At 50.9% G+C, this 24,260-nt stretch carries 20 protein-coding genes; 2 read left to right on the top strand and 18 right to left on the bottom strand.

Annotation, left to right across the window (positions count from 1 at the left end; all coding sequences use genetic code 11):
- Positions 1-22: 22 nt before the first annotated feature.
- The 13 genes from FN001_RS15715 to FN001_RS15655 form a co-directional block, all read right to left on the bottom strand.
- Positions 23-460: an Lrp/AsnC family transcriptional regulator gene (locus FN001_RS15715; protein WP_118532306.1), complete on the bottom strand. Its 438-nt coding sequence runs from the start codon at positions 458-460 to the stop codon at positions 23-25.
- 181 nt (positions 461-641) lie between these two features.
- Positions 642-1,436, bottom strand: coding sequence for a diaminopimelate epimerase (gene dapF / locus FN001_RS15710; protein ID WP_142412463.1), 795 nt, complete (start codon positions 1,434-1,436; stop codon positions 642-644).
- A gap of 3 nt (positions 1,437-1,439) precedes the next feature.
- Positions 1,440-1,811: an ArsR/SmtB family transcription factor gene (locus tag FN001_RS15705; protein ID WP_118298946.1), complete on the bottom strand. Its 372-nt coding sequence runs from the start codon at positions 1,809-1,811 to the stop codon at positions 1,440-1,442.
- A 61-nt stretch (positions 1,812-1,872) separates the two neighbouring features.
- Complete coding sequence (gene pfkA / locus FN001_RS15700) at positions 1,873-2,850, bottom strand: 6-phosphofructokinase (RefSeq protein WP_118532310.1); 978 nt, start codon at positions 2,848-2,850, stop codon at positions 1,873-1,875.
- A gap of 55 nt (positions 2,851-2,905) precedes the next feature.
- A complete protein-coding gene (locus tag FN001_RS15695) occupies positions 2,906-6,385 on the bottom strand; it encodes a DNA polymerase III subunit alpha (protein WP_142412462.1) in 3,480 nt (1,159 codons plus the stop codon).
- Positions 6,386-6,615: 230 nt separating this feature from the next.
- Positions 6,616-6,870: an HPr family phosphocarrier protein gene (locus FN001_RS15690; RefSeq protein WP_142412461.1), complete on the bottom strand. Its 255-nt coding sequence runs from the start codon at positions 6,868-6,870 to the stop codon at positions 6,616-6,618.
- 48 nt (positions 6,871-6,918) lie between these two features.
- Positions 6,919-7,878 (bottom strand): DNA-binding protein WhiA, encoded by a 960-nt coding sequence (gene whiA / locus FN001_RS15685; RefSeq protein WP_118298942.1) that lies wholly within the window; start codon positions 7,876-7,878, stop codon positions 6,919-6,921.
- A 2-nt stretch (positions 7,879-7,880) separates the two neighbouring features.
- Positions 7,881-8,750, bottom strand: coding sequence for an RNase adapter RapZ (gene rapZ, locus FN001_RS15680; protein ID WP_118298941.1), 870 nt, complete (start codon positions 8,748-8,750; stop codon positions 7,881-7,883).
- A 108-nt stretch (positions 8,751-8,858) separates the two neighbouring features.
- A complete protein-coding gene (gene murB, locus FN001_RS15675) occupies positions 8,859-9,728 on the bottom strand; it encodes a UDP-N-acetylmuramate dehydrogenase (protein WP_142412460.1) in 870 nt (289 codons plus the stop codon).
- Positions 9,729-9,787: 59 nt separating this feature from the next.
- Positions 9,788-10,717 carry an HPr(Ser) kinase/phosphatase gene (gene hprK, locus FN001_RS15670; protein ID WP_118532421.1) on the bottom strand — a complete coding sequence of 310 codons (930 nt, stop codon included), beginning with the start codon at positions 10,715-10,717 and terminating at the stop codon, positions 9,788-9,790.
- Positions 10,718-10,997: 280 nt separating this feature from the next.
- Complete coding sequence (uvrC, locus tag FN001_RS15665; RefSeq protein ID WP_118532314.1) at positions 10,998-12,935, bottom strand: excinuclease ABC subunit UvrC; 1,938 nt, start codon at positions 12,933-12,935, stop codon at positions 10,998-11,000.
- Complete coding sequence (locus FN001_RS15660; protein ID WP_142412459.1) at positions 12,932-13,591, bottom strand: DUF1653 domain-containing protein; 660 nt, start codon at positions 13,589-13,591, stop codon at positions 12,932-12,934. The genes uvrC and FN001_RS15660 overlap by 4 nt, the downstream gene beginning before the upstream one ends.
- A gap of 94 nt (positions 13,592-13,685) precedes the next feature.
- On the bottom strand, positions 13,686-15,047 hold the full coding sequence (locus FN001_RS15655; protein WP_142412458.1) for a putative glycoside hydrolase: 1,362 nt from the start codon (positions 15,045-15,047) through the stop codon (positions 13,686-13,688).
- A gap of 250 nt (positions 15,048-15,297) precedes the next feature.
- Between FN001_RS15655 and FN001_RS15650 the strand changes: the two genes are divergently transcribed.
- On the top strand, positions 15,298-16,776 hold the full coding sequence (locus FN001_RS15650) for a DUF1846 domain-containing protein (protein WP_486463530.1): 1,479 nt from the start codon (positions 15,298-15,300) through the stop codon (positions 16,774-16,776).
- Between the two features lie 197 nt (positions 16,777-16,973).
- On the opposite strand, the gene FN001_RS15645 is transcribed toward FN001_RS15650, so the two are convergent.
- Positions 16,974-18,671: an acyl-CoA dehydratase activase gene (locus FN001_RS15645; protein ID WP_142412457.1), complete on the bottom strand. Its 1,698-nt coding sequence runs from the start codon at positions 18,669-18,671 to the stop codon at positions 16,974-16,976.
- Positions 18,672-18,782: 111 nt separating this feature from the next.
- Positions 18,783-20,054 (bottom strand): 2-hydroxyacyl-CoA dehydratase subunit D, encoded by a 1,272-nt coding sequence (locus FN001_RS15640; protein ID WP_142412456.1) that lies wholly within the window; start codon positions 20,052-20,054, stop codon positions 18,783-18,785.
- Positions 20,055-20,504: 450 nt separating this feature from the next.
- On the opposite strand from FN001_RS15640, the gene FN001_RS15635 reads away from it, so the two are divergent.
- On the top strand, positions 20,505-21,539 hold the full coding sequence (locus FN001_RS15635; protein ID WP_142412455.1) for a L,D-transpeptidase: 1,035 nt from the start codon (positions 20,505-20,507) through the stop codon (positions 21,537-21,539).
- A 52-nt stretch (positions 21,540-21,591) separates the two neighbouring features.
- Here the strand turns inward: FN001_RS15635 and FN001_RS15630 are convergent, their stop codons facing one another.
- The 3 genes from FN001_RS15630 to FN001_RS15620 form a co-directional block, all read right to left on the bottom strand.
- Complete coding sequence (locus FN001_RS15630; protein ID WP_142412454.1) at positions 21,592-22,002, bottom strand: peptide deformylase; 411 nt, start codon at positions 22,000-22,002, stop codon at positions 21,592-21,594.
- 202 nt (positions 22,003-22,204) lie between these two features.
- Entirely contained in the window at positions 22,205-22,696 is a 492-nt protein-coding gene (locus tag FN001_RS15625) for a low molecular weight protein-tyrosine-phosphatase (protein WP_118298931.1), read from the bottom strand.
- Between the two features lie 174 nt (positions 22,697-22,870).
- Entirely contained in the window at positions 22,871-24,124 is a 1,254-nt protein-coding gene (locus FN001_RS15620; protein WP_142412453.1) for an ATP-binding protein, read from the bottom strand.
- Positions 24,125-24,260 lie beyond the last annotated feature (136 nt).

Raw genomic sequence — 24,260 nt, 5'->3', positions numbered from 1 at the left:
TTTTATTCTTTCGTATGTATTCCTATTCCTGTACTTGCACGCCTCTCGGACCTACGTGGGTGGCGAATACCACCTGTGTGCTGGTCTTTCCGAATTTCTGGAGCTGACCAAGGAAGCTGTCAAGCTGCATCGTACTCTCAAAAGCAACTTTCATGATCACAGAAAATTCTCCCGTCACGCTGCTGCATTCCAGAATATTTGGAATCCCTTCCGCATAGTGATAGAATTTCTGCTTATCCTCCGGAAGCACATTGAGGTTGATGAACGCAAGGATGTGATATCCGAGTTTCATCGGGTCGATCTGTGCCTGGTAGGACGTGATGATCCCATCTTTCTCCAGTTTTTCAATTCGCGCCGAAACCGCAGGGGAAGAAAGAAACGTCTTCTCCGCGATCATTTTCAGGGATGCTCTCGCATTGTGCTGCAGGATCTGCAGAATTTCGCGATCAATATGATCCATAATTCTCTCCTTTGTCCCGGTTTTCAGGTTTTTGTATTGTGTCACATGTCCGGAACTTCTTCTCTATATACAGATAACCGCCCAGCGGCTCCGCGTTGCTGCGGTATATGACCACCGTTCAATTACTGGGTTCGTGTTTTATCCGCGCTTACCGTGCGCGTCTTTGCAGGCACGAGCGTACTCAGATCTCTCCGTGAAATACTTCCGTTGCCGGTCCTGTCATAAATACCGTGTCTTTTTCTCTGTCCCAGCGGATCAGAAGATCGCCGCCGAGCAGAGTCACGCGGACTTCGTCATCGGTAAGACCATTTAAGATGCACGCGACCACAGTCGCACATGCACCTGTTCCGCATGCCAGAGTCTCTCCGGAGCCGCGCTCCCAGACACGCATATTGACATGTCCGCGGTCCACAACCTCCACAAATTCTGTATTGGTGCGGTCCGGGAATCTCTCATGACTCTCAAAGGCCGGACCGATCTTTTCGATCTCCAGATCCTTGATCCCGTCCATAAATACTACCGCATGCGGATTTCCCATGGAAACGCCGGTAAAGCGGTACTCTTTTCCGTCGACCGTGATCGGTTCTCCGATTTCAGACGTCGGAACCGGACGTCCCATATCCACCGTCACAAGTTCCACCTTTCCATCCTTTACTTTCATGGACAGGTGCTTGATCCCGGACGGAGTCTCCACGTCGATCTCCGGTTTATCTACGATCCCGTGATCATAGGCATATTTTCCTACACAGCGGATCCCGTTTCCGCACATGGCACCACGGGATCCGTCCAGATTATACATATCCATCTGGCAGTCCGCTACATCTGACGGTTTGATCAGGATCAGACCATCTGAACCGATCCCGAAGTGACGGTCGCTGACCATCTTTGCCGTCTCACAGGGATCTTCCACTGTCTCTTCAAAACAGTTTACATATACATAATCATTTCCGATGCCCTGCATCTTTGTGAATTTCATATCTTATTCTCCTATGTGCTCCATACCCTGCGCGAGGATCGTCTGGATGTGACCGTCCGCAAGAGAGTAGAGAACACTCTTTCCTTCCCTGCGGAACTTGACAAGGCGCATCTGTTTCAGGATCCGAAGCTGGTGGGAGATCGCGGACTGTCCCATTCCGAGAAGACTTGCGATGTCACACACACATAACTCCGACTGGCTGAGCGCATACAGGATCCTGATCCTCGTGGAATCTCCGAAGATCCGGAAAAATTCCGCAAGATTCTGGAGTTCCTCGCCTTCCGGCATCACGTCCATCACCTGTTTTACCACCTTGTCGTGGACATGAATAAACTCACAGTGCGGGGCGATCTTTTCGTCCTCTCTGATACTCATGTTCCTGCTCCTTTACTGCTGCCGCCCGCATCCCGCAGCCGGCAGTCATCTCCCGCAGTGATCAGCGCACGAGAAGTTTGCTCACCTCGTACTGCTCCTCCGGGATGTCTTTCTTCATATTTAACGCTTCCTGGATATCGAAATCTACAAATTTTCCGTCTTTGTAGGCAACGATCCGGTTGCTCTTTCCTTCCGCGAGAAGCTCCGCCGCGCGGGCTCCCATGATCGATGCGTACACACGGTCCTTACAGGTCGGGGTTCCGCCTCTCTGGATATGTCCGATGATCGTAGCTCTCGTCTCAATCCCGGTTGCCGCTTCGATCCTTCTCGCCATGGAAGTGGAGTGTCCGATTCCCTCAGCGTTGATGATAATGTGGTGTTTTTTGCCGCGCTTTCTGTTCTCGATGATCCGGTTGATCAGGTACTGCTCGTTTCCGTCATAGCGCTCCGGAAGAAGAATATCCTCCGCACCGTTTGCAATACCGCACCAGAGAGCGATATATCCGGCATTTCTTCCCATAACCTCGATGATACTGCATCGTTCATGGGATGTGGATGTATCACGGACTTTATCGATCGCTTCCATCGCCGTATTCACCGCGGTGTCGAAACCGATCGTATAGTCGGTACAGGCAATATCGAGGTCGATCGTTCCCGGAAGACCGATGGTGTTGATCCCGAGGGCGGAAAGCTTTCCGGCACCGCGGAAGGAACCGTCTCCTCCGATCACGACGATCCCGTCAATTCCATGTTTTCTGCAGACTTCGGCGCCGCGCTTCTGACCTTCCTCGGTCGTGAATTCCTCACAGCGGGCCGTGTAGAGGATCGTACCGCCGCGGTTGATCGTATCCGCAACGCTCACACTGTCCATATCTACAATTTCTTCCTGAAGGAGTCCGGCGTAACCACGCATGATCCCCTTTACCTTCAGTCCTTTATTGATAGCGGTTCTTACAACCGCACGAATTGCCGCGTTCATTCCAGGGGCATCGCCGCCGCTGGTCAATACTCCGATCGTTCTGACTTCTTTCTTTGCCATACTGGTTTTCCTCCAAAAAAGATTCTGTCGATCATTCGCCATATACGTACATATTTTAATACACTTTCCCCTTCTTTTCAATGACCTTTTGCACAACCTTGACATTTTTTTCACCAAGAATCCGGTACAGGCGGCCGAGGAGATCCGGCCCTGCAAGAACTGCCCAGTTTTCGGAAAGTCTCCGCATCTTCCGCTCTTCCTTCAGATACATGATCACTCTGTCTTTTCCATCGGAATCCCGGAGCGCCGCCATGACATCATCGATATGGCTCTCGTAGAATGCCTGGTTCTCAAACTGGAGCCAGAGTTCATTCGGGATGTCCGTAAACGGGATCACTTCCTCGCAGATGAGCTTTCCGACCGGATCGTCGCCGATGGATGCCCGGCCGCGGACAAATACCTTGTTTTCCTCGGTAAATGACGGACGGTTCTTCTCGTAGATCTTCGGAAACACGAGGACTTCCACTGTGCCCACAAGATCCTCGATCGTGATGAATGCCATGAGCTGGTTTGTCTTTGTAGTCTTTACCTTTTTTGACGTGATCATTCCGCCGATGACCACATTGGAATTATCCTCCACAACGGTCTTTCCATCCTCGTCAACGACAAAATCGGAGGTTTTTGCCGTCACATTTTTCTCCCAGAGTTCCCGGTACTCTTCCATCGGATGGCCGCTGACATAGATGCCGATCGTCTCTTTTTCGAAGGCTAACAGCGTCTGCTTGTCGTACTCTCCCACGTTCGGGAATGTGATCTGGAAATTGTCCTTTTCTTCCTCCGCAGCGAGATCAAAGAAGCTCAGCTGACCTTCCATGACCGTCTTTTTCTCCCTGGCTTTGCTCTCCAGCAGGTCGCCTGAGACGATGAGCTTCTGTTTTCTCGTTCCCGGAAGCGTATCCAGCGCACCCGATTTTATGAAGCTCTCAAGTGTTCTCTTATTGACTTCCTTGTTCGACATTCTCGACACAAAATCGTCAAGACTCTTAAAAAGTCCTCCATTCTCACGCTCGGCAATGATCACGTCCACAACGGCGCGCCCCACGCTCTTGATCGCGGAGAGGCCATAGCGGATGCCGTTCCCCGATACGGAGAACCCGCTGTATCCCTCGTTGATATCCGGCGGCAGGATCGGAATTCCCATGTTCCGGCAGGCAAGGATATACTCGGAGACCTTCGTCGTGTTGTCCATCACGGAGGTCATGAGCGCTGCCATAAATTCCTTCGGATAGTAGAATTTCAAAAATGCCGTCTGATAAGCGACCACCGCGTAAGCTGCTGCATGGGACTTATTGAAGGCGTATTTCGCGAAGTCCGTCATGTCATCGTAGATCTGGTTCGCGGTCTTCTCATCGATGCCGTTCGCGATACAGCCCTTTACGCCCTCCTCGGCGTTTCCGTAGACGAAGTTCTGGCGCTCCTTCGCCATGACTGCCGCTTTTTTCTTCGACATGGCACGGCGCACAAGGTCACTTCGACCGAGCGTATATCCGGCCAGGTCCCTTACGATCTGCATAACCTGCTCCTGGTAGACGATACAGCCGTAGGTCGGCTTTAAGATCGGCTCCAGCTGCGGGCAGGTGTAGGTGATGGATGCCGGGTCATTTTTTCCCTTTAAATACTTCGGGATGAAATCCATTGGGCCCGGACGGTAGAGGGAGATTCCGGCGATGATATCTTCCAGTGTTGTCGGCTTCAGTTCCTTCATGAAGGTCTTGAAGCCGCCGCTTTCCAGCTGGAACACGCCCTCGTTCTTTCCGGTCCCGAGAGAATCCATGACTTTTTTATCATCATAATCGATGTGTTCCAGATCAAGTTTCACACCATAGTCTTTCTCGATCATCTTCACAGCATCCTGGATCACGGTGAGCGTGCGCAGTCCCAGGAAGTCCATCTTTAAAAGTCCCAGTTCTTCCAGCGTCGTCATTGTAAACTGGGTCACGATCGTTCCGTCGGCGCCTCGCGATAACGGGACGTACTCATCGATGGAGGTCCTTGAGATCACGACGCCAGCCGCGTGCATCGAGGTGTGGCGCGGGAGTCCTTCCAGCCGCTTACTCATATCGATGAGCTTTTTCACCTGCTCATCCGACTCATAGAGCGCTTTCAGCTCCGGATTCTTCTGCAGCGCCAGATCGAGCGTGATGTTGAGCTCTGCCGGCACCATCTTCGACACCTGGTCACACAGGCTGTACGGAAGGTCCATGACACGGCCCACATCGCGGATCACACCGCGGGCCGCCAGGGTACCGAAGGTCACGATCTGAGCCACCTGGTCTTTTCCGTACTTTTCCACGACATAGTCGATGACTTCCTGACGGCGCTCGTAGCAGAAATCCACGTCGATATCAGGCATGGAGACTCGTTCCGGGTTTAAGAAACGTTCAAAGAGAAGCTGGTAGCGGATCGGATCGATGTCCGTGATCTTTAAGCAGTATGCCACGATACTTCCCGCCGCGGAACCTCGTCCCGGTCCCACCGCGATCCCGTGGGATTTCGCGAAGTTGATGAAGTCCCACACGATCAGGAAGTAGTCCACATATCCCATGCTCTTGATGGTTCCGAGTTCATAGTCGAGGCGGGCTCGGAGTGTCCCGTCATCATCCGGGTAGCGCAGTGCAAATCCTTCATCGCAGAGGTGGTTTAAATAGCCCCAGGAATCGTATCCATCCGGCACATCAAACCGCGGCAGTTTTGTGACGCCGAACTCGATCTCCACGTTGCAGCGTTCCGCGATCTTATGGGTGTTCTCGATCGCTTCCGGGGCATACGGGAAGAGCTGTCGCATCTCCTCCTCGGATTTTACATAGTACTGTCCGCCCTCGTAGCGCATACGGTTCTCATCGGAGACTTTCTTTCCCGTCTGGATGCAGAGCAGGATGTCGTGGGCCTCCCAGTCATCGGCGTTGATATAGTGGCAGTCGTTTGTCGCCACTAACGGGATGTTCAGTTCTTTTGAGAGGCGCATGATCCCCTGGTTGACCTGGCGCTGCAGCGGGATACCGTGGTCCTGGAGTTCCAGGAAATAGTTTCCCTCACCGAAAATCTCCAGGTGACGTTTTGCCGCCTCCTTCGCCTCCTCGTAAAGTCCTTTTTCCAGATATCTCGGAACTTCACCGGCCAGGCAGGCGCTCAGCGCGATGATCCCTTCGTGATACTCCCGCATGACCTCCTCATCAATCCGCGGTTTGTAGTAGAAGCCGTCCACAAAGCCTTTGGAGACGATCTTCATCAGGTTCTGGTAACCGGTATTGTTTTCCGCGAGAAGGACCAGATGGTAATACCGGTCCTCACCGTGAACGGTCTCCCGGTCAAATCTCGATCCGGGGGAGACGTACACCTCGCAGCCGATGATCGGTTTGATCCCCGCCGCGCGGGCCGCACGGTAAAAATCGATCACACCGTACATGACACCGTGATCAGTGATCGCCATGCTGTCCATGCCGAGTTCCTTCGCCCGGGCCGCCAGCTCTCCGATTTTACTGGATCCGTCCAGAAGACTGTACTCTGTATGGACGTGCAAGTGTGTAAATGCCATCTGTCTCCTCCGTTTCTTTCTCATTTATCAGAAAAAGACCGCCGCCCCGAAAGGCGGCAGTCCCGTTGTTTGGATATATCTCTTCATTGACATGCATCTTCTTGTCCGCCTTTCAAGCGTACAAGAAGCACGGACGTCGTCCGTATACTGGTTTGTAACAAAAAACTCTTATGCAAGCAATCTTGCAACGCGTTTTTTATTACAAACCAGTGCATGTCCTGACTTATTCCTTAGTTATTACTCAGATATTTTTCAATATCGTTTACTGCTTTTTCTTCGTCCACTCCGTCCGCTGTCACGATCACCTGCTCGCCGACCGGAAGATCAAGGGTCATCATGCCCATAATGCTCTTCGCATTGATCTTTTTGTTATCGCTCTGGACGTAGATCGTGCTCTCGTAGCTGCTCGCAAGCTGTACTAACATTGCGATCGGACGAGCCTCCAGACCAGAAGCAAGTTCAATGGTCACCGTACGTTTTATCATAATAATCCTCCTCAATTGCACAAAAGAATGGAAGTAACCAATTTCCATTCAGCTATCTGTCCCCTGGTCCCGCAGTTTTTCCGCCATCTCACCAAGCTTTCTCAGGCGGTGATTGACACCGGATTTTCCAACCGGCGGTTCCAGGTCTTCGCCCAGTTCCTTCAGTGTCGCCTCAGGTTTCAGAAGTCTTGCCCGCGCGATCTGCGCAAGACCATCCGGGAGACTTTCAAATCCCACCGTGTCGCGGATAAATTCGATATCCTCGATCTGTTTCACGGCAGCAGACACTGTCTTGTTAATATTTGCCGTCTCGCAGTTGACCTGGCGGTTTACATTTCCGCGCATTTCTTTTAAAATGCGGATGTTCTCCAGCTCCATCAGTGACAGATGGGCTTCCATCACATTCAGGATATCTACGATCTGGCTTCCCTCTTTAATATATACCACATAGTAGCGTTTGCGGATGACAATTTTTGCATCGATATCAAACGTCGCCATAATGGACTGGATCTGGCGCGCTTTGGGCTCTGTCGCGCAGACGATCTCAAAATGGTAAAACTTCTCCGGATCACTGATCGATCCTGATGCGAGAAAAGCGCCGCGCAAAAATGCCCTGCGGCAGCAGGGGTTCTGGACGACCACATTTCCCACCACAGAAAGATTCTCCCCAATCTCTCCGTCTTCCGATAGAAGTTTTGTGGCTTTCAATACACGGAGCGCGTCCTCATGCTGTTTGACACAGACTGAATAGATCCTGTTTTTCCCAAGATGCGCGTTCCTCCGTATAGAAATGTCAGTTTCTATATTAAATGTTTTTCTCAATAATGTAAAGCACTTTCTGGCAACCGTCACATTTTCTGTATGGATCTTGATGCTGTAATGATCGTCTCCGGAGATCTGGATCCGACCGCAAAGACTTAAGATCGCCGCGATCTCAGCGATCTGGCAGTGCCTTGCTGCGCTCATATGCCTGGAAAGTTCTTCCTTGATCCTGGAAGAGAAAGACATGACTACTTTCCTCCATCCTTCCCCGCGTCTCTGTGTTCCAGCCGGATCTCATACCGCCCGGACTCCGTCAGACGCTTAAATACTTCTCCTGCGATCGTCACCGAACGATGACGTCCGCCGGTGCACCCGATCGCGATCACAAGCTGCGTTTTTCCTTCCTGTTCATACTTCGGGATCACAAATTCCAGAAGGTCATTCAGTTTCTTCAGGAATTCTTCCCCGGTACCGCCCTGCATCACATAGTCCTGCACCGCTTTTTCTGTTCCCGTGTGAAACCGCAGTTCTTCCACATAGTAAGGATTCGGGAGGAACCGCACATCAAACACGAGGTCCGCGTCCGCCGGGATCCCGTATTTGAAGCCGAAGCTCAGGACCGTGATAAACATGCTGCTGTGTCCGTCGTTTCCCCGGTAAAGATTCTCCAGCTCATGGCGCAGCTCCTTTGTCAGAAGTCTGCTGGTGTCGATGACCTGGTCGGCCTCTTTTTTCAGGAAAGCGAGTTTTTCCCGCTCCAGCTCGATCCCTTTTTCCACGCGCCCCGTCCTTGAGAGCGGATGGCTCCGTCTCGTCTCCTTAAAACGCTTGATCAGGACTTCATCGGAGGAGTCCAGAAACAGGATCGAGAACGGATATTTGTTCTCTCTCCATTTCCGGATGATCGTCTCAAGATACGGCAGTTCCTCACCGCTGCGCACGTCTACCCCGAGGGCGATATCCTGTTTTTCGCTCTGTCCGTTCATGACCAGCTCCGCGAATTTTTCGATCAAAAGGACCGGCAGGTTGTCGGCACAGTAAAAGCCCATGTCTTCCAGTGTTTTTAATGCCGTTGTCTTTCCGGCTCCCGACATTCCGGTCACGATTACAAGTCTCAACGAGATCTTCCTCCCTGTATTCTTAGAAAGCTGCTGTACACAGAATCTGCGAACGCAACTATATCCCGCAGGATTTTCCATTCGGAAAACTCCTACCCGTAAACTCTCCTAGAAATCCCCTAATAATTTTACTTCCATCTCCAGATCCACGCCGGAATTTTCCTTCACCCGTCGTTTCACCTCATTGCAGAGTTCCAGGATATCCGCCGCCGTTCCATGATCCTTATTGATCACGAAACCTGCGTGTTTTTCGGAAACTGCTGCGCCTCCGACAGAAAATCCCTTCAATCCGGCATCCTCGATCAGCTTTCCGGCAAAATATCCCTCCGGCCGCTTAAAGGTGCTTCCGGCACTCGGATACTCTAACGGCTGTTTTTCTTTTCGCTTTGCCGCGAGTTCTTCCATCTTTGCCCGGATCGCGCCCGGATCCCCCGTTGTCAGGCTAAACGCTGCGCGCACTGTGAAGAGCCCACGGCGCTCCAGCGCACTCGTTCTGTATCCGAGCTCCAGCTCCTCATTCTTCAGCCGCTTTACCGTCCCGTCCCGGTCCATCACGTCCGCCCACAGGAGCACGTTCTTCATCTCGGAACCGTATGCGCCCGCGTTCATCATGACTGCGCCGCCGACGGTCCCGGGAATGCCCGCTGCAAATTCCAGACCGGTAAGCTTCTCTCTCGCCGCCGTGTTCGCAAGCTTTGAGAGCATCACACCGGCTCCGGCGATGATACTGTTTTCGTTTTTCTGAACTTCCAGCTCCGTAAGCCGCTCCGTGCTGATGATCGTGCCTCGAAAACCTTTATCTCCCACGAGAAGGTTGCTCCCGTTTCCGACCATGTACCACGGCTTTCCGGACGCTTTACAGTCCAGGACTGCCTCGCGGAGTTCTTCCTCTGATTCCGGAATCATGAACCGGTCTGCCGGGCCACCGACGCGGAACGATGTGTGCCGCGCCATCGGCTCATTTGTTCTGATTTCCATGAATGTTTCTCCTTCTTATATAATTCCACCTGCACTTTTATCCAGAGCAGGCTGTACGATCATTCGCTGCGTTTCGCGATGTTCGCCTGCACGCGGTTGTAGAGTTCCTGGGCCGCATTGTATCCCATCTTTTTCTGACGGTAGTTGACCGCTGCGGACTCTACGATGACTGCCAGGTTACGTCCCGGACGGACCGGAATGTTGTGGCAGATCACTTTATTTCCAAGGAATTCCGTGTACTGGTCTTCAAGACCGAGGCGGTCATATTCCTTATTCTTATCCCACTCTTCGAGTTTGATGACCATGTCGATGGACTGGGTGTCCTTGACGCTCTCGACGCCAAACAGGGTCTTTACATCGATGATGCCGATCCCGCGCACCTCGATCAGGTATCTTGTGATATCCGGGGCAGAGCCGACAAGTGTTTCATCGCTGACCTTGCGGATCTCCACCACATCGTCGCTGACGAGACGGTGACCTCGTTTGATCAGCTCCAGAGCCGCCTCACTCTTACCGATCCCGCTCTCACCTGTGATCAGGACGCCTTCGCCGAATACATCGACAAGGACTCCGTGGATACTGATGCACGGAGCAAGCTTTGCCTTTAACCAGCGGATGACCTCCGCCATCGTGTCGGATGTCGGTTTCGAGGAGAGAAGACATGGAACACCGTAGTGGCTGCAGAGTTCTGTAACCTCCGGCTCCGGAATCTGATTTCTGCAAAATACGAGGCACGGGATCTTGCTGGAGATCAGCTTGTCATACATCGCAATCCTGCGCTCTCTGGAAAGTCCGGAGAGATATGCGATCTCCACATTTCCGATCATCTGCACGCGCTCGTTGTCAAAATGCGCGTAAAATCCGGTGAGCTGAAGCGCCGGACGATTGACATCCGGGTGGGAAACGACGATCTTTTCGGAATCCAGCTCCGGTGTCAGGTTTTTGAAATCCATTTTTTCTATTAATTCGGCTATGGTAACTCCGTACATGATGAAGTTCTCCTTTCTGTATCTGTCTGCTGACATACATAACCTGCGATTGTTCTTTTTGTTCCTGTTTTAACTCCAAACCGGCAGTCCCGCAGAGTCTGACGGCTTCGCATCGTGCTGACTTTGAACACTTCTCTCCAGTCTTTTTCTCTCTGCGCACAGTTATCTTCATCCTATCATATCACAGGCAGAATGTCACGAAATTGTTACTTCTCACGGGTAGGAATTTTCTGCACTGAAAATTCCGTATGATACAGTTTTGGGGGCACGAAATTTTCATCTACTCTGAGATCTGAGGCATACGGTCTTTTTCACGGAAATACGTATACACACTCTCCGCCGCGCGCTTATTCATTCCCTCTGTACTCTCAAGTTCCTCCAGGGAGGCGTCCCGCACCGCTTCCAGTGACTTAAATCTCCGCATCAGCGCCTTTCTTCTCGCCGGACCGATTCCTTCAATATCATCCAGGATCGAATGGACCTGTGCTTTGCTTCGCAGACTCCTGTGATATTCGATCGCAAACCGGTGGGCCTCATCCTGGATCCTCGTCACAAGCTTGAATCCCTCGGAATGGCGGTCGATTGGGATCTCCACATTATTATAATAGAGACCTCTCGTCCGGTGGTTGTCGTCCTTTACCATGCCGCAGACCGGGATATCGAGCCGCAGCTCATCGAGGACCTTCAGTGCGATATTCACCTGTCCGCGTCCGCCGTCCATGAGGATCAGATCCGGGAATCTCGTAAAGCTTCCGAATCTTCCGTCCAGTGCTTCCTCTCCGTCTTCCCGGTTCTTCCTTTCTTCTTCCAGCTCCTCCATCCCGTGGGTAAACCGGCGCGTCAGGACCTCCTCCATGGACGCGTAATCGTTCGGGCCCTGGACCGTCCTGATCTTAAATTTCCGGTAGTCATTCCTCTTCGGTCTTCCATCCTCAAACACCACCATGGAGCCGACCGACTCAAACCCGCTGATGTTGGAGATATCGTAGGCCTCCATCCGGCGGACTTTTCCAAGTCCCAGCCACTCGCCCACCTGGTTCATGGCGCCGATGGTCCGGAGCTCCTCCCGCTTGATCTTATCTTTATCCTGATCGAGCACAAGCTTCGCGTTCTTCTCCGCAAGCTCCACCAGGCGCTCTTTCTGCCCTTTTTTCGGGACCAGGAATTTTACTGCCTGTCCGCGGCGCTTCGTGAGCCATTCCGCGATCAGGTCCATCTCCGGGAACTTTTCCTGAACCCAGATCTCTCTCGGGATAAACGGAGTTCCCGCGTAGAACTGCTTTACGAAGCTTCCGATGATCTGATAATTATTGTCCGCCGTAGACGCGGAGACACGGAAATGTTCCCGTCCGATCATCTTTCCGTCGCGGACAAAAAATACCTGGACCACCGCATCCGCCTCATCCCGCGCCATGGCGATCACATCGCGGTCCTCCATGCTCTGGCTCGTGATCTTCTGCTTCTGGGCAACCTGCTTCACACTGTTTAAGAGTTCCCGGTACTCGATGGCCTGCTCATACTCCATCGCATCGGAGGACGCCATCATCTTCTCCTCCAGCATCGTCAAGACCGGCGTATATTTTCCGTCCAGGAACTCGATGACCTCGGAGACGGACTTTTTATATTCTGCCTCGGAGATATAGCCCTGGCAGGGTGCCGAGCACTGTTTAATGTGGTAATTCAGACACGGGCGGTCCTTTCCAATATCTTTCGGAAGGTTCCTGCTGCATGTCCGGATCTTCCAGAGCTTGTGGATCAGATCGATCGTGTCCTTTACCGCCCCGGCGCTGGTGTACGGTCCGAAATACCGGCATTTGTCCTTCTTCATCGTTCTGGAGAACAGGACTCTCGGGAACGGCTCGTCCGTCGTGACCTTGATATAAGGATACGTCTTGTCATCCTTTAACATCGTATTATAACGAGGTCTGTGTTCCTTGATCAGGTTGCACTCCAGAACGAGTGCCTCCAGCTCCGAATCTGTGATGATGTACTCAAACCGGGCGATCCTCGAGACCATCTTTTCGATCTTCGCAGTCTTGTTGCGGCTGCTCTGGAAGTACTGGCGCACACGGTTCTTTAAGCTGATCGCTTTTCCTACATATATGATCTCATCGTGCTTATCATGCATGAGATAAACTCCCGGCGATGCTGGGAGTTTTTTCAGCTCTTCTTCTATATTAAAGGTCGGGCGCTCATAAGAATTTTCCTTTTCTGTCAACGTAATCTCTCCCCGTCAAACTTTCTGATCATCGCCAGATGGCGCTTGATGAACATGATCTGAGACAAGATATCATCACAGCCCGCCGGCGGATTGATGTCCAGGACCAGACAGATATCATCGAGTTCCTTCCGGGTCGCATGCGCGGAAAGCTTCGTCAGACATTCCAGCATCCGGTCGTAATTCTTCTCGTCCATCGCATCAAAGAAGTCCAGAAGGTCCTGGCTGACCGTCGGTTCTTCCTCCGGCGCCTGTCCGGCTGTCATCTGCACGTTCCCGCTTTCGCTGGCCGCTGCTGACTGTTTCGCTGCCGGATTTTTTGCGTCCTGATCAATGGTTTTCGCATCATTTTTTTCCGGCTGGGCATTTTCAAGAGCTGATTTCGTTCCGGACTGACCCGCATCTTTCGGTTTCACGAGACGTACTCTCTCAAACCTGTATTTCTGCGCCGCATCCGGGTATTTCTCCCGGTCGACCTCCTCCAAAAACATCGATAACGGGCGCACCCACACCTTGAAATCCCCGTACAGAGCCTGGTAGACGACCATCTCCTCTCCGGTCTCCGAATGAGTTGCGACCGCAACGATCTGGTATAACTTATTTTTAAAGTGCCGGTAGAATTCTCCCGGCACTGGTGTTTTACGAATCTGTTCCATTTTTTTCTCCATTCTGCCGGGTCCGGCCGCCCCTTTCAGGACGGTGTCTCCTTTGGCATAAGGTTCTATGACTTTACTCTTATACTTTTCTTTTCTATTGCTGCGCGGTTTCTGCCGCGGACTCAGCCTCAGAAGTCCCGTCTGCATCTTCAGCCGCTGTCTCGCCTTCTTCAGAAGTTTCTGTCGAAACTTCCGCCGCAGCCGCGCTGCTTCCGTCCGTAGAAAGTCCCTCTAAGTGGTATTTATTCGCAGCGCTCCACAGCATCCATTCCTCATATCCGGCATCCTGCACCGCGCGGACTTCCTCTGCGACCTCAGCGGCCCCGTAGGTGATATAATTGCCCTCTCCGAGGTATGTCGCCGTAAAGTCCTGAAGCCACGGGCGCACAATTGCCTGGCGGCTCTCATGGTTATCAGCTCTCGACGCGTCCAGCAGGACTTTTCCGGACTTCTGGAGCGCTCCGAAGATCGTCTTATAAGGTTCCATATCCGGATGCTCCAGCCCGAAGTTTCCGGAGCTGTAGTGGGACGGATAGATCATCGGACAGATATAATCGAGGATCTTCGCCATCTCCGTATAATCCTGGCCGACAGCGCTGGAATCCACTCCGCTCCCGATGATCGTGCCGAACACATCCGCCGACACGAAAAGTCCCTGGGATGCGAGATTTTCATATAAATAATTGGCACACTCCAGGATCGTATCCGTCTTGGAACGTCCCCGGATCACCGCATCATCGTAGACGACCTGTCCGGCCGATGCCTCATTCGGGAATCTCAGATAATCGAACTGGACCTCATCAAAGCCAAGTTCCTTCGCCTCATTCCCAACTTCCAGAAGATAATCCCAGACTTCGTGGCGGTACGGATCCACCCAGGCCATCCCCTGGCGATCCCGGTACAGACTTCCGTCCGGCAGTGTCAGACTCCACTCCGGCTTCTTCTCCGCAAGGTAAGAATCCCGGAAAGCCGCAACTCTCGCGATCACATAGAGATCCCGTTCCTTCAGGCCTTCGATCAGGCTTTTCATATCACGGACGTAAGGAATGCTGGCACCGATCTCATTCACGGTCACAGCGCTCACCGGGCATGTGATCCTCCCCTGGTCCTCCTTAAAGTCGATGACCACCGCGTTGATCCCAGCCGCCAGGGCGCCGTCCAGAACTCCGTTTAAGACTTCCTCATTTCCGGCCACAGGACCTGTGATGTAGATGCCGCGGACTTTCTTCGCCTCACGCCCGGGAAGCGCCGGGTTCGAGGAATCCACGATCCGCACGGAGATTGTTTTGTTCTTATCTTCTCCGGCATCCTCGATCACCAGGACACCGCTGGTCTCCTGCGCACGTTCCGCTTCCGCTGTTGTCTCTGCCGCCTCTGTCTCCTCCGCTGCCGGTCTTCCGCATGCTGATAACAGCAGGATCCCCGCCATGGAGAACGCAAATAGCATTTTTTTCATATTTGTCCTTCCTGTTCTTCTCCCATAGTTACCATCATCATAGCATAAGTATATGGATTTTGAAAAGAAAAATTAAAAAACTACTGTTCAAAATGATGTTTTTGGTGGATAATAGATAGACGGGTACGATAAAACAATATGAAACCGATCCAGACGTCCACCCCATGACGGCTTTGTCCGCCCGGATGTCTTTCAGGAATGCCCTGAACCGGATCTTTCATTTATCATGATTAAGAGGAGAAGAGAACAAATGATTAAGCAGGGTTTCGACAACGATAAATACCTCGCCATGCAGTCTGACCATATCCGTGAGAGAATCAGCAAATTCGGCGATAAATTATATCTGGAGTTCGGCGGCAAGCTGTATGATGATTACCATGCATCCCGCGTGCTTCCGGGTTTTGAACCGGACAGCAAACTCCGCATGCTGATGCAGCTCGCTGACCAGGCGGAGATCGTCATCGCGATCAACGCCGCTGATATCACAAAGAACAAAGTGCGCTACGATCTGGGCATTACATACGACCTCGACGTGCTGCGCCTGATCCGAGTATTCACCGACCGCGGACTCTATGTCAGCAGCGTCGTGATCACCCGCTACGTTGACACACCGGCGATCCAGCAGTTCAAACACAAACTGGAAAAGCTCGGTCTTAAGGTTTACCGCCACTACGAGATTGACGGCTACCCGAGCAATATCCCGCTCATCGTCAGCGATGAAGGGTACGGAAAGAACGATTATGTCGAGACAACACGTCCGCTCGTCGTTGTCACAGCTCCGGGACCGGGAAGCGGAAAGATGGCAACCTGCCTTTCCCAGCTCTACCATGAAAACAAACGCGGCGTAAAGGCCGGATACGCAAAATTCGAGACTTTCCCGATCTGGAACCTCCCGTTAAAGCATCCGGTAAACTTAGCTTACGAGGCCGCTACCGCTGACTTAAACGACGTAAACATGATCGATCCGTTCCATCTGGAAGCTTACGGAAAGACTACCGTCAACTACAACCGTGACGTTGAGATCTATCCAGTGCTGAGCGCGATCTTTGAAGGGATCTTCGGCGAATGCCCGTACAAGTCCCCGACCGATATGGGCGTCAACATGGCCGGACTCTGCATCTTTGATGATGATGCGTGCCGGGAAGCTTCCTGCCAGGAGATCATCCGCCGCTACTACCAGGCGCTTGAAAAAGTCGTAAAAGACGATTCCTGCCAGAACGAAGCATACAAGATCGAGCTCATCATGAAGCAGGCAAAGATCTCCCCGAATGACCGCCCGGTTGTTCCGGCTGCCATCGAACTTGCGAAGGAAACCGGCGCTCCGGCAGTTGCAATGGAGCTTCCGAACGGAAAGATCGTTCTCGGAAAGACAAAGGAACTCCTCGGTGCTTCCGCAGCTGTTCTCTTAAACGCTGTGAAAGAACTCGGCGGGATCGACCACTCCATCGACCTGATCTCCCCGGAGTCCATCGCTCCGATCCAGGAGTTAAAGGTCCGCTATCTCGGCAGCGTCAACCCGAGACTGCACACTGACGAGGTGCTGATCGCACTCTCCACCTGTGCCGCTACTGATGACAACGCCCGGATCGCGTTAGAGCAGCTCCCGAAACTCCGCGGCTGCCAGGTCCACACGACCGTTATGCTCTCCAATGTTGATAAAAATATCTTTAAGAAACTCGGCATCGATGTTACATGCGAGCCGGTTCAGGAAGATAAGAAGATCGGGTAAAAGAATTACATTCCAATGATAAATCCATTGTTCCGGGGGACGAGCATCCGCACAGACCATTTATCACATTCATAAATTACATCTGAGATGCGCTTGCAGCTACTCCCACAAAAAGCTTATCTGGCTGAGACAAAATCCGCCATTCCGCCATGAAATTAGTTTTCATGACGGAATGACGGATTTTTTACTCTTTCTCCTTACTTCGCAGCCTGGCACTTCTCATACGCAAACAATGCCGCACCGAGTGCTCCGCAGAGCTGCGCCTCATCGCAGATATAGAGTTTCGCGCCGAGTTTCTCCTCCAGTGCCTCAACGATTCCCTGGTTCTGCGCAACGCCGCCGGTCATCATGTACTCGCCAGGATTGTTCTGTCCGAGGCGGGCTGCCAGCGCACCGACCTTGGACGCAACGGACACATTCAGACCGTGAATGATATCTGCCACATCTTTATTCTGTGCAACGAGCGATACGACCTCCGACTCCGCGAACACGGTACACATGCTGGAGATTACCACGTTATTCTTCCATTTCAGACCTCTCGTGCTCATCTCCTCCAGGGAAAGTCCCAGTGTTCTCGCCATCATCTCCAGGAAACGTCCCGTTCCGGCCGCACATTTATCGTTCATCAGGAAGTTCTTGACCGCGCCGTTCTCATCGATGCTGATCGCCTTGATGTCCTGTCCGCCGATGTCGATGACAGTGCGGACATTCGGATTCAGATAATGGGCGCCTTTCGCATGGCAGGTGATCTCCGTGATGCTGTCGTCACCACTGTCGATGTAGGCACGTCCGTATCCTGTCGTATCAATGCGGACGATCTCTTCCTTTTTAATTCCCGCTTTCTCCACGGCCAGCTCCAGGCTCTTCTCCGCGCTCATGGTCGCTCCGCCGCCGGTCGGGATGATCATCGTGGACTTGATCTTTCCGTCCTGATCCAGGATCACAACATCGGTACTTGTAGATCCGCTGTCAATTCCCGCTACATAATAAACTCCTGATGCCATCTTCTCTCTTGCCTCCTCGCTGATTCCTTTTCCCGGGTCCATGTCCTCCGAACCTTCGATCGTCTCCGAGAATGCCTGGATCCTCGTCAGAAGCTGTCCGGCACTCTGGCTCGTAAAGTCCGTCTCGATCTTCAAAAGCGGGACTTTGATGTTTTTCTTGATGCTCGCGTACTCAAATCCATAGTAATCGCAGAATTTGATCGTGTGATAAATGATCCCCTTTAAATTCGGGTCCAGATAGAGAGCTGTTCTCCTTGAACTCTGGTTCATGCGGAAGCACGGCATCTGCCCCAAAAGTCCGTCCGCATAGGCGAGGAACATCGCGTCCTCATCCATCTTTTCCAGTTCCTCCGGAGTCACTGTCAACCGTCTTCCTCCGGTACAGGTGAGGTTATCCACATCCATCCGGATGTTTTCCCGGATCATGTCTTCCAGGACACCGCTGACACGCACGCCGAGAACGCCAATATATGGTTTCGTCTCTGTGCGAAGTTTCGCGAAAGAATGGAAAAATGCAGCTTTATCAAATGTTTTCCCGGAATACTTCTCATACGCCTCTTTCAGGCGGCGGATCGCTGCCGCAAACTTTTCCTTCTCGCACTCATTGTCGTCATGCGGGAGATCCAGCATATACAGAAATTTGCATTTTCCTGTGCTCGCAACGATATCGTACACGCGGCGCATGGAGTCACAGCAGTTCACCATGACAAGCTCATCCGCTTTTCCCTGCAGAACTGCCTGGATCACGGATTTTCCGAATCCGCAGAGATTTGCATGGGCGATCTGGTCCGACATCTCGAAGTTCTCCGGCATCTCCTCCAGGACCGCGCATGTTTCCCCGAAGCCCGCAAACAGCTCGATCGGGGTGTATTTACAGACATAATGTATCATGAAATTTTCTCCTTTTTGTAATCAATTCGTTTTTTGCAAGTCAAAGGATGTTCGCAATCCTCTTTCGCTGCTTGTCTGATCTTGTCAAATGTGTGTTTCATTCAGAATCGATTACTCACTTTTCGCCTTCTCCAGCATTTCAATGAATGCCTGAAGTCTCGTTGAAACCTGACCGTCGCTGGTGTTGGCCGGATTGCATCCGTCCCCGTCGAGGATCATGGTCGGCAGTCCGTCTTTCTCCAGGGAGCTCTTGATCAGGCTCGACGCGCCGATCGTTCCCTTGCATCCCCAGTGGGCAAACAGGACCGCGCCGTCCACATCCGTCTCCCTTGCGAGGTTCTTTGCGGCCTCGATCCTCTGGTTCACATTCCCGTTATAGATGCAGTTTACCATCTTCTCCGCCATCGCCTCGTACGGATCCTCATGATGCATCTCCTGGAATCCATCGGCGATGAAATCGCAGGCGCGGATGTGCATCTTCTGATTGTAGTTGAATACTTCCTTCACCGGCTCCTGCAAAAACGGCATGATGTGCATCCAGAGAACATGGAGTCCTTCGCCCTTCGGGGCTTTCTTCACATCCTCAAGGAGAAGTTTCGTGTATTTCACTGCCTCTTCCGATCCGGCCATCAGATGGCACATGAAGAGTGCATACAATTCATTCGTCAGGGATGTGACAGGATCGTGGTCCTTTCTCAGGGCAAGCTGCGCCCGATAGTTTTCAGATGCCTTCCTGCTGTTCGCGACCGCCTTTGCGACTGCTTCCTCTGTGATCTTCTTTCCTGTCACTTCCTCCAGGAATCCCTTCAGCTTTCTCAGCTGGTCCGCAACATATTTTACGGAGTCCTCATTTTTCTCATACGGAACATCGATATAAAAGCCCTCGCATCCGAAGTTATCTTTCAGATACGGAAATGTCATCATATTGCCGTCACACGCAAGGTTCGTGTAGACCGTGCATTTCGGTTTCGGAAGAAGTCCGCTGAGCGCCGCTCCGAGGAACACCCTATGGTACGAGCACATGGTCTCCGGGAATCCCTCTTCCTCCGTTCTTCTCAAAAATGCCTGCTCGCATTTCGTTCCGGCGATAAAGCAGGACAGCGCCTCCACCGAGTACGGGGTAAGGCCTGCTGCCGTCACGAGCTCGCCCGGGACAAAAATGCTGACCATCGCCGCCTGCTCCGGTTTTGCAAGCGCTTCAATGATGTTCTTCATGACAATCTTCGCCACATACTGTCCGGATTCCGGCAGTGCGCGGTCCGGGAAAAGCTGCAGCTTTTTCTCCTGCATGCGGTAACCGGTGAGGAGGAGTCGCCGTGCTTTCTCCGGATCCTTCATGGCCTCTGTTCCCACGATATTTCCGAATTTGTCTACGATATTCATTGTAGTTCACTTCCTTTGATGTCTTGTTGTTCGGGTCCTGAATCTTACCCGCTGTCTTTTATCTGATGAACTGCATTTTGCAGAACATTCATAATCCGCTCACTTTGCGTAACTGTTACCATTTTGTTAATAAAAATGGCTGCTTATTCATGTTTTATCGAGGCTGGGAATTCAGGGATCCGGCATCTGTAAACAGATATCGGATCCCCGGATTTTGAGCCCTGATCTATTATAGTCATTTTTTTCGAAAAGTAAAGATTTTCGAACGAATGGGGACTGCATGAGGTCCATGTAACAGGATGTAACAGGATTTTCAGAAAAAGGATTGATTTTTTTCAGTGATATACTTAGAATAAAAAGCGAAGCTGTTTCGGTTCCTCTGTGTGGAACGCGAGGCAGCTATATTCATGTGAAAAAGAATTTTATTTTTACCTTCAGGAGAACCCCATTATGAATCAGAAAACAAAATATACACTCCGCACCTGCCTCGGCGCAGCCTTCGCAGCACTGCTCATCAACCCGTTGGCCTCCTATGCAGGAACATGGTCCAATCAGGGAGGGCCGAACCAGTGGAAATACGATCTAGGAGACGGCTCCTACGCCGCAGACGGCTGGTACTGGATCGATTCCGACCAGGACGGCATGGAAGAATGCTACTACTTTGATAAAAAAGGCCAGCTGCTGGCCGGAACAAGAACTCCGGACGGCTTCCAGGTCGATTCCGATGGCCGCTGGACTGTAAACGGCATGGTGAAACAGCGGGAGACTCCGCCGGAGGACCTTACGACCGGGATTCATGAGACGGCTGACGGTCTGATCTACCGGAATGAAAGCGGTGAGCTCACGAAAAATGGCTGGCAGAATGCAAACAACAACTGGTACTACTTTGATTCCGACGGATATGCCGTCAAGGGCTGGCAGTATATCGATGGATACAAATTTTATTTTGACGAAACTTCCTGCTCACTGATCCAGGATCTTGAAGGAATTCTCGCCGCACCGTCCTTCCGGATCACTGTTGACCGTTCCCGCTGCCAGGTTACCGTATATGCACCGGATGGAGACAACGGTTACATTATCCCGTACCGCACCTTTATCTGCTCCCCGGGAAAATCGAGCACTCCGACTCCGGTCGGAACCTTTAAACTCACGAACAAGTACCTCTGGCATGCTCTGGTAGAATCCACTTACGGACAGTACTGCTCAAGACTCGGAAATACCAGCATTCTTTTCCACAGCGTTCCTGGAAAGACCACCAGCATCTATAATATTCCGGCAGAGGAATACAACAAGCTCGGGGAACCTGCCTCCCACGGCTGCATCCGCATGACCGTAGCTGACTGCAAATGGATCTACGATCACTGCGCATCCGGAACAGTCGTCACCGTTGGCGACAACCTCGCCGCCCCGTTTGAGCGCCCGGCGGCAGAAAAGATTCCGGCTGAGCAGAACTGGGATCCGACGGATCCGGAGGTTGAGAAGTAAGGGAGGGAAAACAAGAACCTGGCAGCCGCCAGGTTCTTTCTCGATTATATGTTTATATGAGGATCCCATTGCAGTGGTCGATCTCATGCTGAATGATCTGCGCTGTCCATTCGGAATATTTTCCATGCCTCTTGACAAAATTCTGATCCAGGTAATCCACCTCGATCTCCTGGTACCTCGTGCACGATCTCACACCGCTCAGCGAAAGACATCCCTCTTCCGTTTCGTACGGTCCGCTCTTCCTTGTGATCACCGGATTGATCATTGCAAACTGAAACGGTCCCACTGCCACAACAATAATATTCTTCTTCACCCCAATCATATTCGCCGCCATCCCGACACACCGGTCCAGATTCGCCCGCAGGGTGTCTAAAAGGTCTGTCACCACCTGCTTATCGGCTTCGGTCGCGTCCACAGACTTCTGCCTGAGGAACATGGGGTCATGAATGATCTTTTTTACCATATGTTTTTCCTTTCTTATTACGATTCACGATTAGCTGTTCCGCAGAGTCTGATCTACATACTAACAGCTGGCTACACTATACCATCCTTTATCGTTTTCCATATCGAGTACACCATTCTGCCTCTCATCGAGTTACAGTACATGGTCACTCCTTTCCCATGCACCACAACAGGATTTTGCAGATGAAAACCCGTTTCAATAACTAATCCAAAAACTTTAATAATCCCTCACACCCGGCCGTCACATCCCGCCAGGTATCATCAAAATTCCCCGTATACCACGGGTCCGCCACATCCGGCACCTTGTCCAGGTTCCGCTTTCCTGCTTTAAGCTCCTTCCAGCCATCTCCGGCAAATTCCAGCATCTTATAGATCTTCTTCTCCGGATCACCGCCCGCGATCTGTGTTATATTCCGGATATTTGCCTGATCCATCCCGATCAGATAATCGAATTTCCGGTAATCCTCCCTCTCCATACATCTCGCAGTCTTCCCCGCGCAGGAGATGCCTGCCGCTGCCAGCTTCTTTCTTGTTCCGGGATGTACCGGGTTTCCGGTCTCCTCATAGGAGGTCGCCGCGGATTCGATATAAAATTCAGCGGAAAGGTTGTGTTTTGCTACGAGGTCTTTAAAGTAGAACTCGGCGAGTGGGCTTCGGCAGATGTTGCCGAGGCAGATGAATAATACTTTTATCATAGTTTTGTTTCTCCTTGTTTTACCCCGGAATGTCCTGTTTTGCAAGGGATTTCGGGGATTATGGTGATATGGTCTGAAATTACAGATTGTGGCAAATCAGAGCAAGATTGAGCAAGTTGTTACTACCTGTTGCTTTCTTTGAATTTCCGAAACACTGTTTCAGGAACCCATGTCTTAACTAATAATATATTTTGTACCCTTGCCTTTTCCTTCCACTGTGATCACACCTTTTTGACACATTTCTTTCAGTAGCTTTGTTGTCTTTGATTTACCAAAAGGTACATACGGTGCAACTTCTCTGATCGGCTTCAGCATCGTCTTGCTCAAAAGCTTATAAACTACAATTTCATCTTCTGTCAGATCAGCATTTTTTTCAAATATCGGAAGCACAATTTTTATAGCATTTTCCGAAACTTCAAAATCCGGTTTTATCAAAGCTTCCGCATAGAGTTGTTTTATTCTTGTAATTCCCGTTCCAAATATCTCTACGAATCCTAATCTATAAAATACATTGGCAAGATTTCTATTTCTTAAAACAGAAAGCTTTCCAGACAGATATTCTTCCTCTGTGATTCCGGACGGTAATCCACCAGGAGAAACAATATCGATTCGATCATCAAACATCGAAACTCTGATTTGTGAATCCACATCCCATACTCTATGAATCAGAGCATCGGCGATTGCTTCTCGAAAAGCAGCTTCCGGTATTTTCTCCATTTTCTTTCGATCAGCACCTTGTATTACTTCGTATTGATAATAGTCTCTGAATACCTCGATTGCCTTTTCATATACCTCTAAAACCGATATATTATCAAAGGTTGATCTCTTTTGAATGATACTGATGTTTTCTCCGAATTTGACAATATCAATTCCGGGGAAATGATTTTTATCTGCCAAAAGTCCGGCCGCATTATTGAATCCATTTACATCGTCATATAAGTTCAATGTTTTCAGCGTATCCTTATCAAAATTTTCAATCCGGACAGTTTCTTTCAGTTTACGATGTAAAATTTCAAAGGACAGTTCCTGATCTTTGCAAGTCAATTCTTCAAATCGAATGTTTTTTCCATCCAGTACCAGCCTTGAAAACTCCAGAGTGTCTACTTCTATCGTTGCTGTATCATTCCGCTTGTAGGCTTTCGATTTATATAGATACGGCTTCTGAAGTCCACTTTTCACAGTAAGTTTTATCGTCTGGTCATTATTCTGTATTTCAAGCGTATAGTCCGGCTGCGGTGTAATGCTGTCATTGATTTTATTTTCAATATCCAGACAAGCTTGCTTGACATCCGGCAAACCTTTTATATTTCCATCATCATCTACACCAAAAAGAATGGTTCCGCCATCATAATTTGAAAAGGCACTGACTGTTTTTAAAAATGTGTTCGTAATCGTTTCCTTGAACTCCAATATTCTTGTTTCACGCATATCAATCGCCTCCATTTTGCTCTTATTGAATATATTATATGCAGAAATACGCAAAAAAGCAATCGTATTTTTTTACGATTGCTTTTTTGAATGTTTTTATCAAAATAAAAATGGCGAAGTGCTTATCGTAACACTC

The sequence above is a fragment of the Clostridium sp. Marseille-P7770 genome, assembly GCF_902143525.1.
Classification (GTDB): Bacteria; Bacillota; Clostridia; order Lachnospirales; family Lachnospiraceae; genus Pilosibacter.
The sequence above is the reverse complement of the archived record's forward strand: the minus strand, read 5'-3'. Positions and strand labels throughout refer to the sequence as shown.

What these genes read in the sequence shown, in the direction of transcription:
- FN001_RS15715 (WP_118532306.1), bottom strand. Translation starts at nt 460, where the DNA reads ATGGATCATATTGATCGCGAAATTCTGCAGATCCTGCAGCACAATGCG.
- dapF (WP_142412463.1), bottom strand. Translation starts at nt 1,436, where the DNA reads ATGAAATTCACAAAGATGCAGGGCATCGGAAATGATTATGTATATGTA.
- FN001_RS15705 (WP_118298946.1), bottom strand. Translation starts at nt 1,811, where the DNA reads ATGAGTATCAGAGAGGACGAAAAGATCGCCCCGCACTGTGAGTTTATT.
- pfkA (WP_118532310.1), bottom strand. Translation starts at nt 2,850, where the DNA reads ATGGCAAAGAAAGAAGTCAGAACGATCGGAGTATTGACCAGCGGCGGC.
- FN001_RS15695 (WP_142412462.1), bottom strand. Translation starts at nt 6,385, where the DNA reads ATGGCATTTACACACTTGCACGTCCATACAGAGTACAGTCTTCTGGAC.
- FN001_RS15690 (WP_142412461.1), bottom strand. Translation starts at nt 6,870, where the DNA reads ATGATAAAACGTACGGTGACCATTGAACTTGCTTCTGGTCTGGAGGCT.
- whiA (WP_118298942.1), bottom strand. Translation starts at nt 7,878, where the DNA reads ATGTCTTTCTCTTCCAGGATCAAGGAAGAACTTTCCAGGCATATGAGC.
- murB (WP_142412460.1), bottom strand. Translation starts at nt 9,728, where the DNA reads ATGGAAATCAGAACAAATGAGCCGATGGCGCGGCACACATCGTTCCGC.
- hprK (WP_118532421.1), bottom strand. Translation starts at nt 10,717, where the DNA reads ATGTACGGAGTTACCATAGCCGAATTAATAGAAAAAATGGATTTCAAA.
- FN001_RS15660 (WP_142412459.1), bottom strand. Translation starts at nt 13,591, where the DNA reads ATGGAACAGATTCGTAAAACACCAGTGCCGGGAGAATTCTACCGGCAC.
- FN001_RS15655 (WP_142412458.1), bottom strand. Translation starts at nt 15,047, where the DNA reads ATGAAAAAAATGCTATTTGCGTTCTCCATGGCGGGGATCCTGCTGTTA.
- FN001_RS15650 (WP_486463530.1), top strand. Translation starts at nt 15,298, where the DNA reads ATGATTAAGCAGGGTTTCGACAACGATAAATACCTCGCCATGCAGTCT.
- FN001_RS15645 (WP_142412457.1), bottom strand. Translation starts at nt 18,671, where the DNA reads ATGATACATTATGTCTGTAAATACACCCCGATCGAGCTGTTTGCGGGC.
- FN001_RS15640 (WP_142412456.1), bottom strand. Translation starts at nt 20,054, where the DNA reads ATGAATATCGTAGACAAATTCGGAAATATCGTGGGAACAGAGGCCATG.
- FN001_RS15635 (WP_142412455.1), top strand. Translation starts at nt 20,505, where the DNA reads ATGAATCAGAAAACAAAATATACACTCCGCACCTGCCTCGGCGCAGCC.
- FN001_RS15630 (WP_142412454.1), bottom strand. Translation starts at nt 22,002, where the DNA reads ATGGTAAAAAAGATCATTCATGACCCCATGTTCCTCAGGCAGAAGTCT.
- FN001_RS15625 (WP_118298931.1), bottom strand. Translation starts at nt 22,696, where the DNA reads ATGATAAAAGTATTATTCATCTGCCTCGGCAACATCTGCCGAAGCCCA.
- FN001_RS15620 (WP_142412453.1), bottom strand. Translation starts at nt 24,124, where the DNA reads ATGCGTGAAACAAGAATATTGGAGTTCAAGGAAACGATTACGAACACA.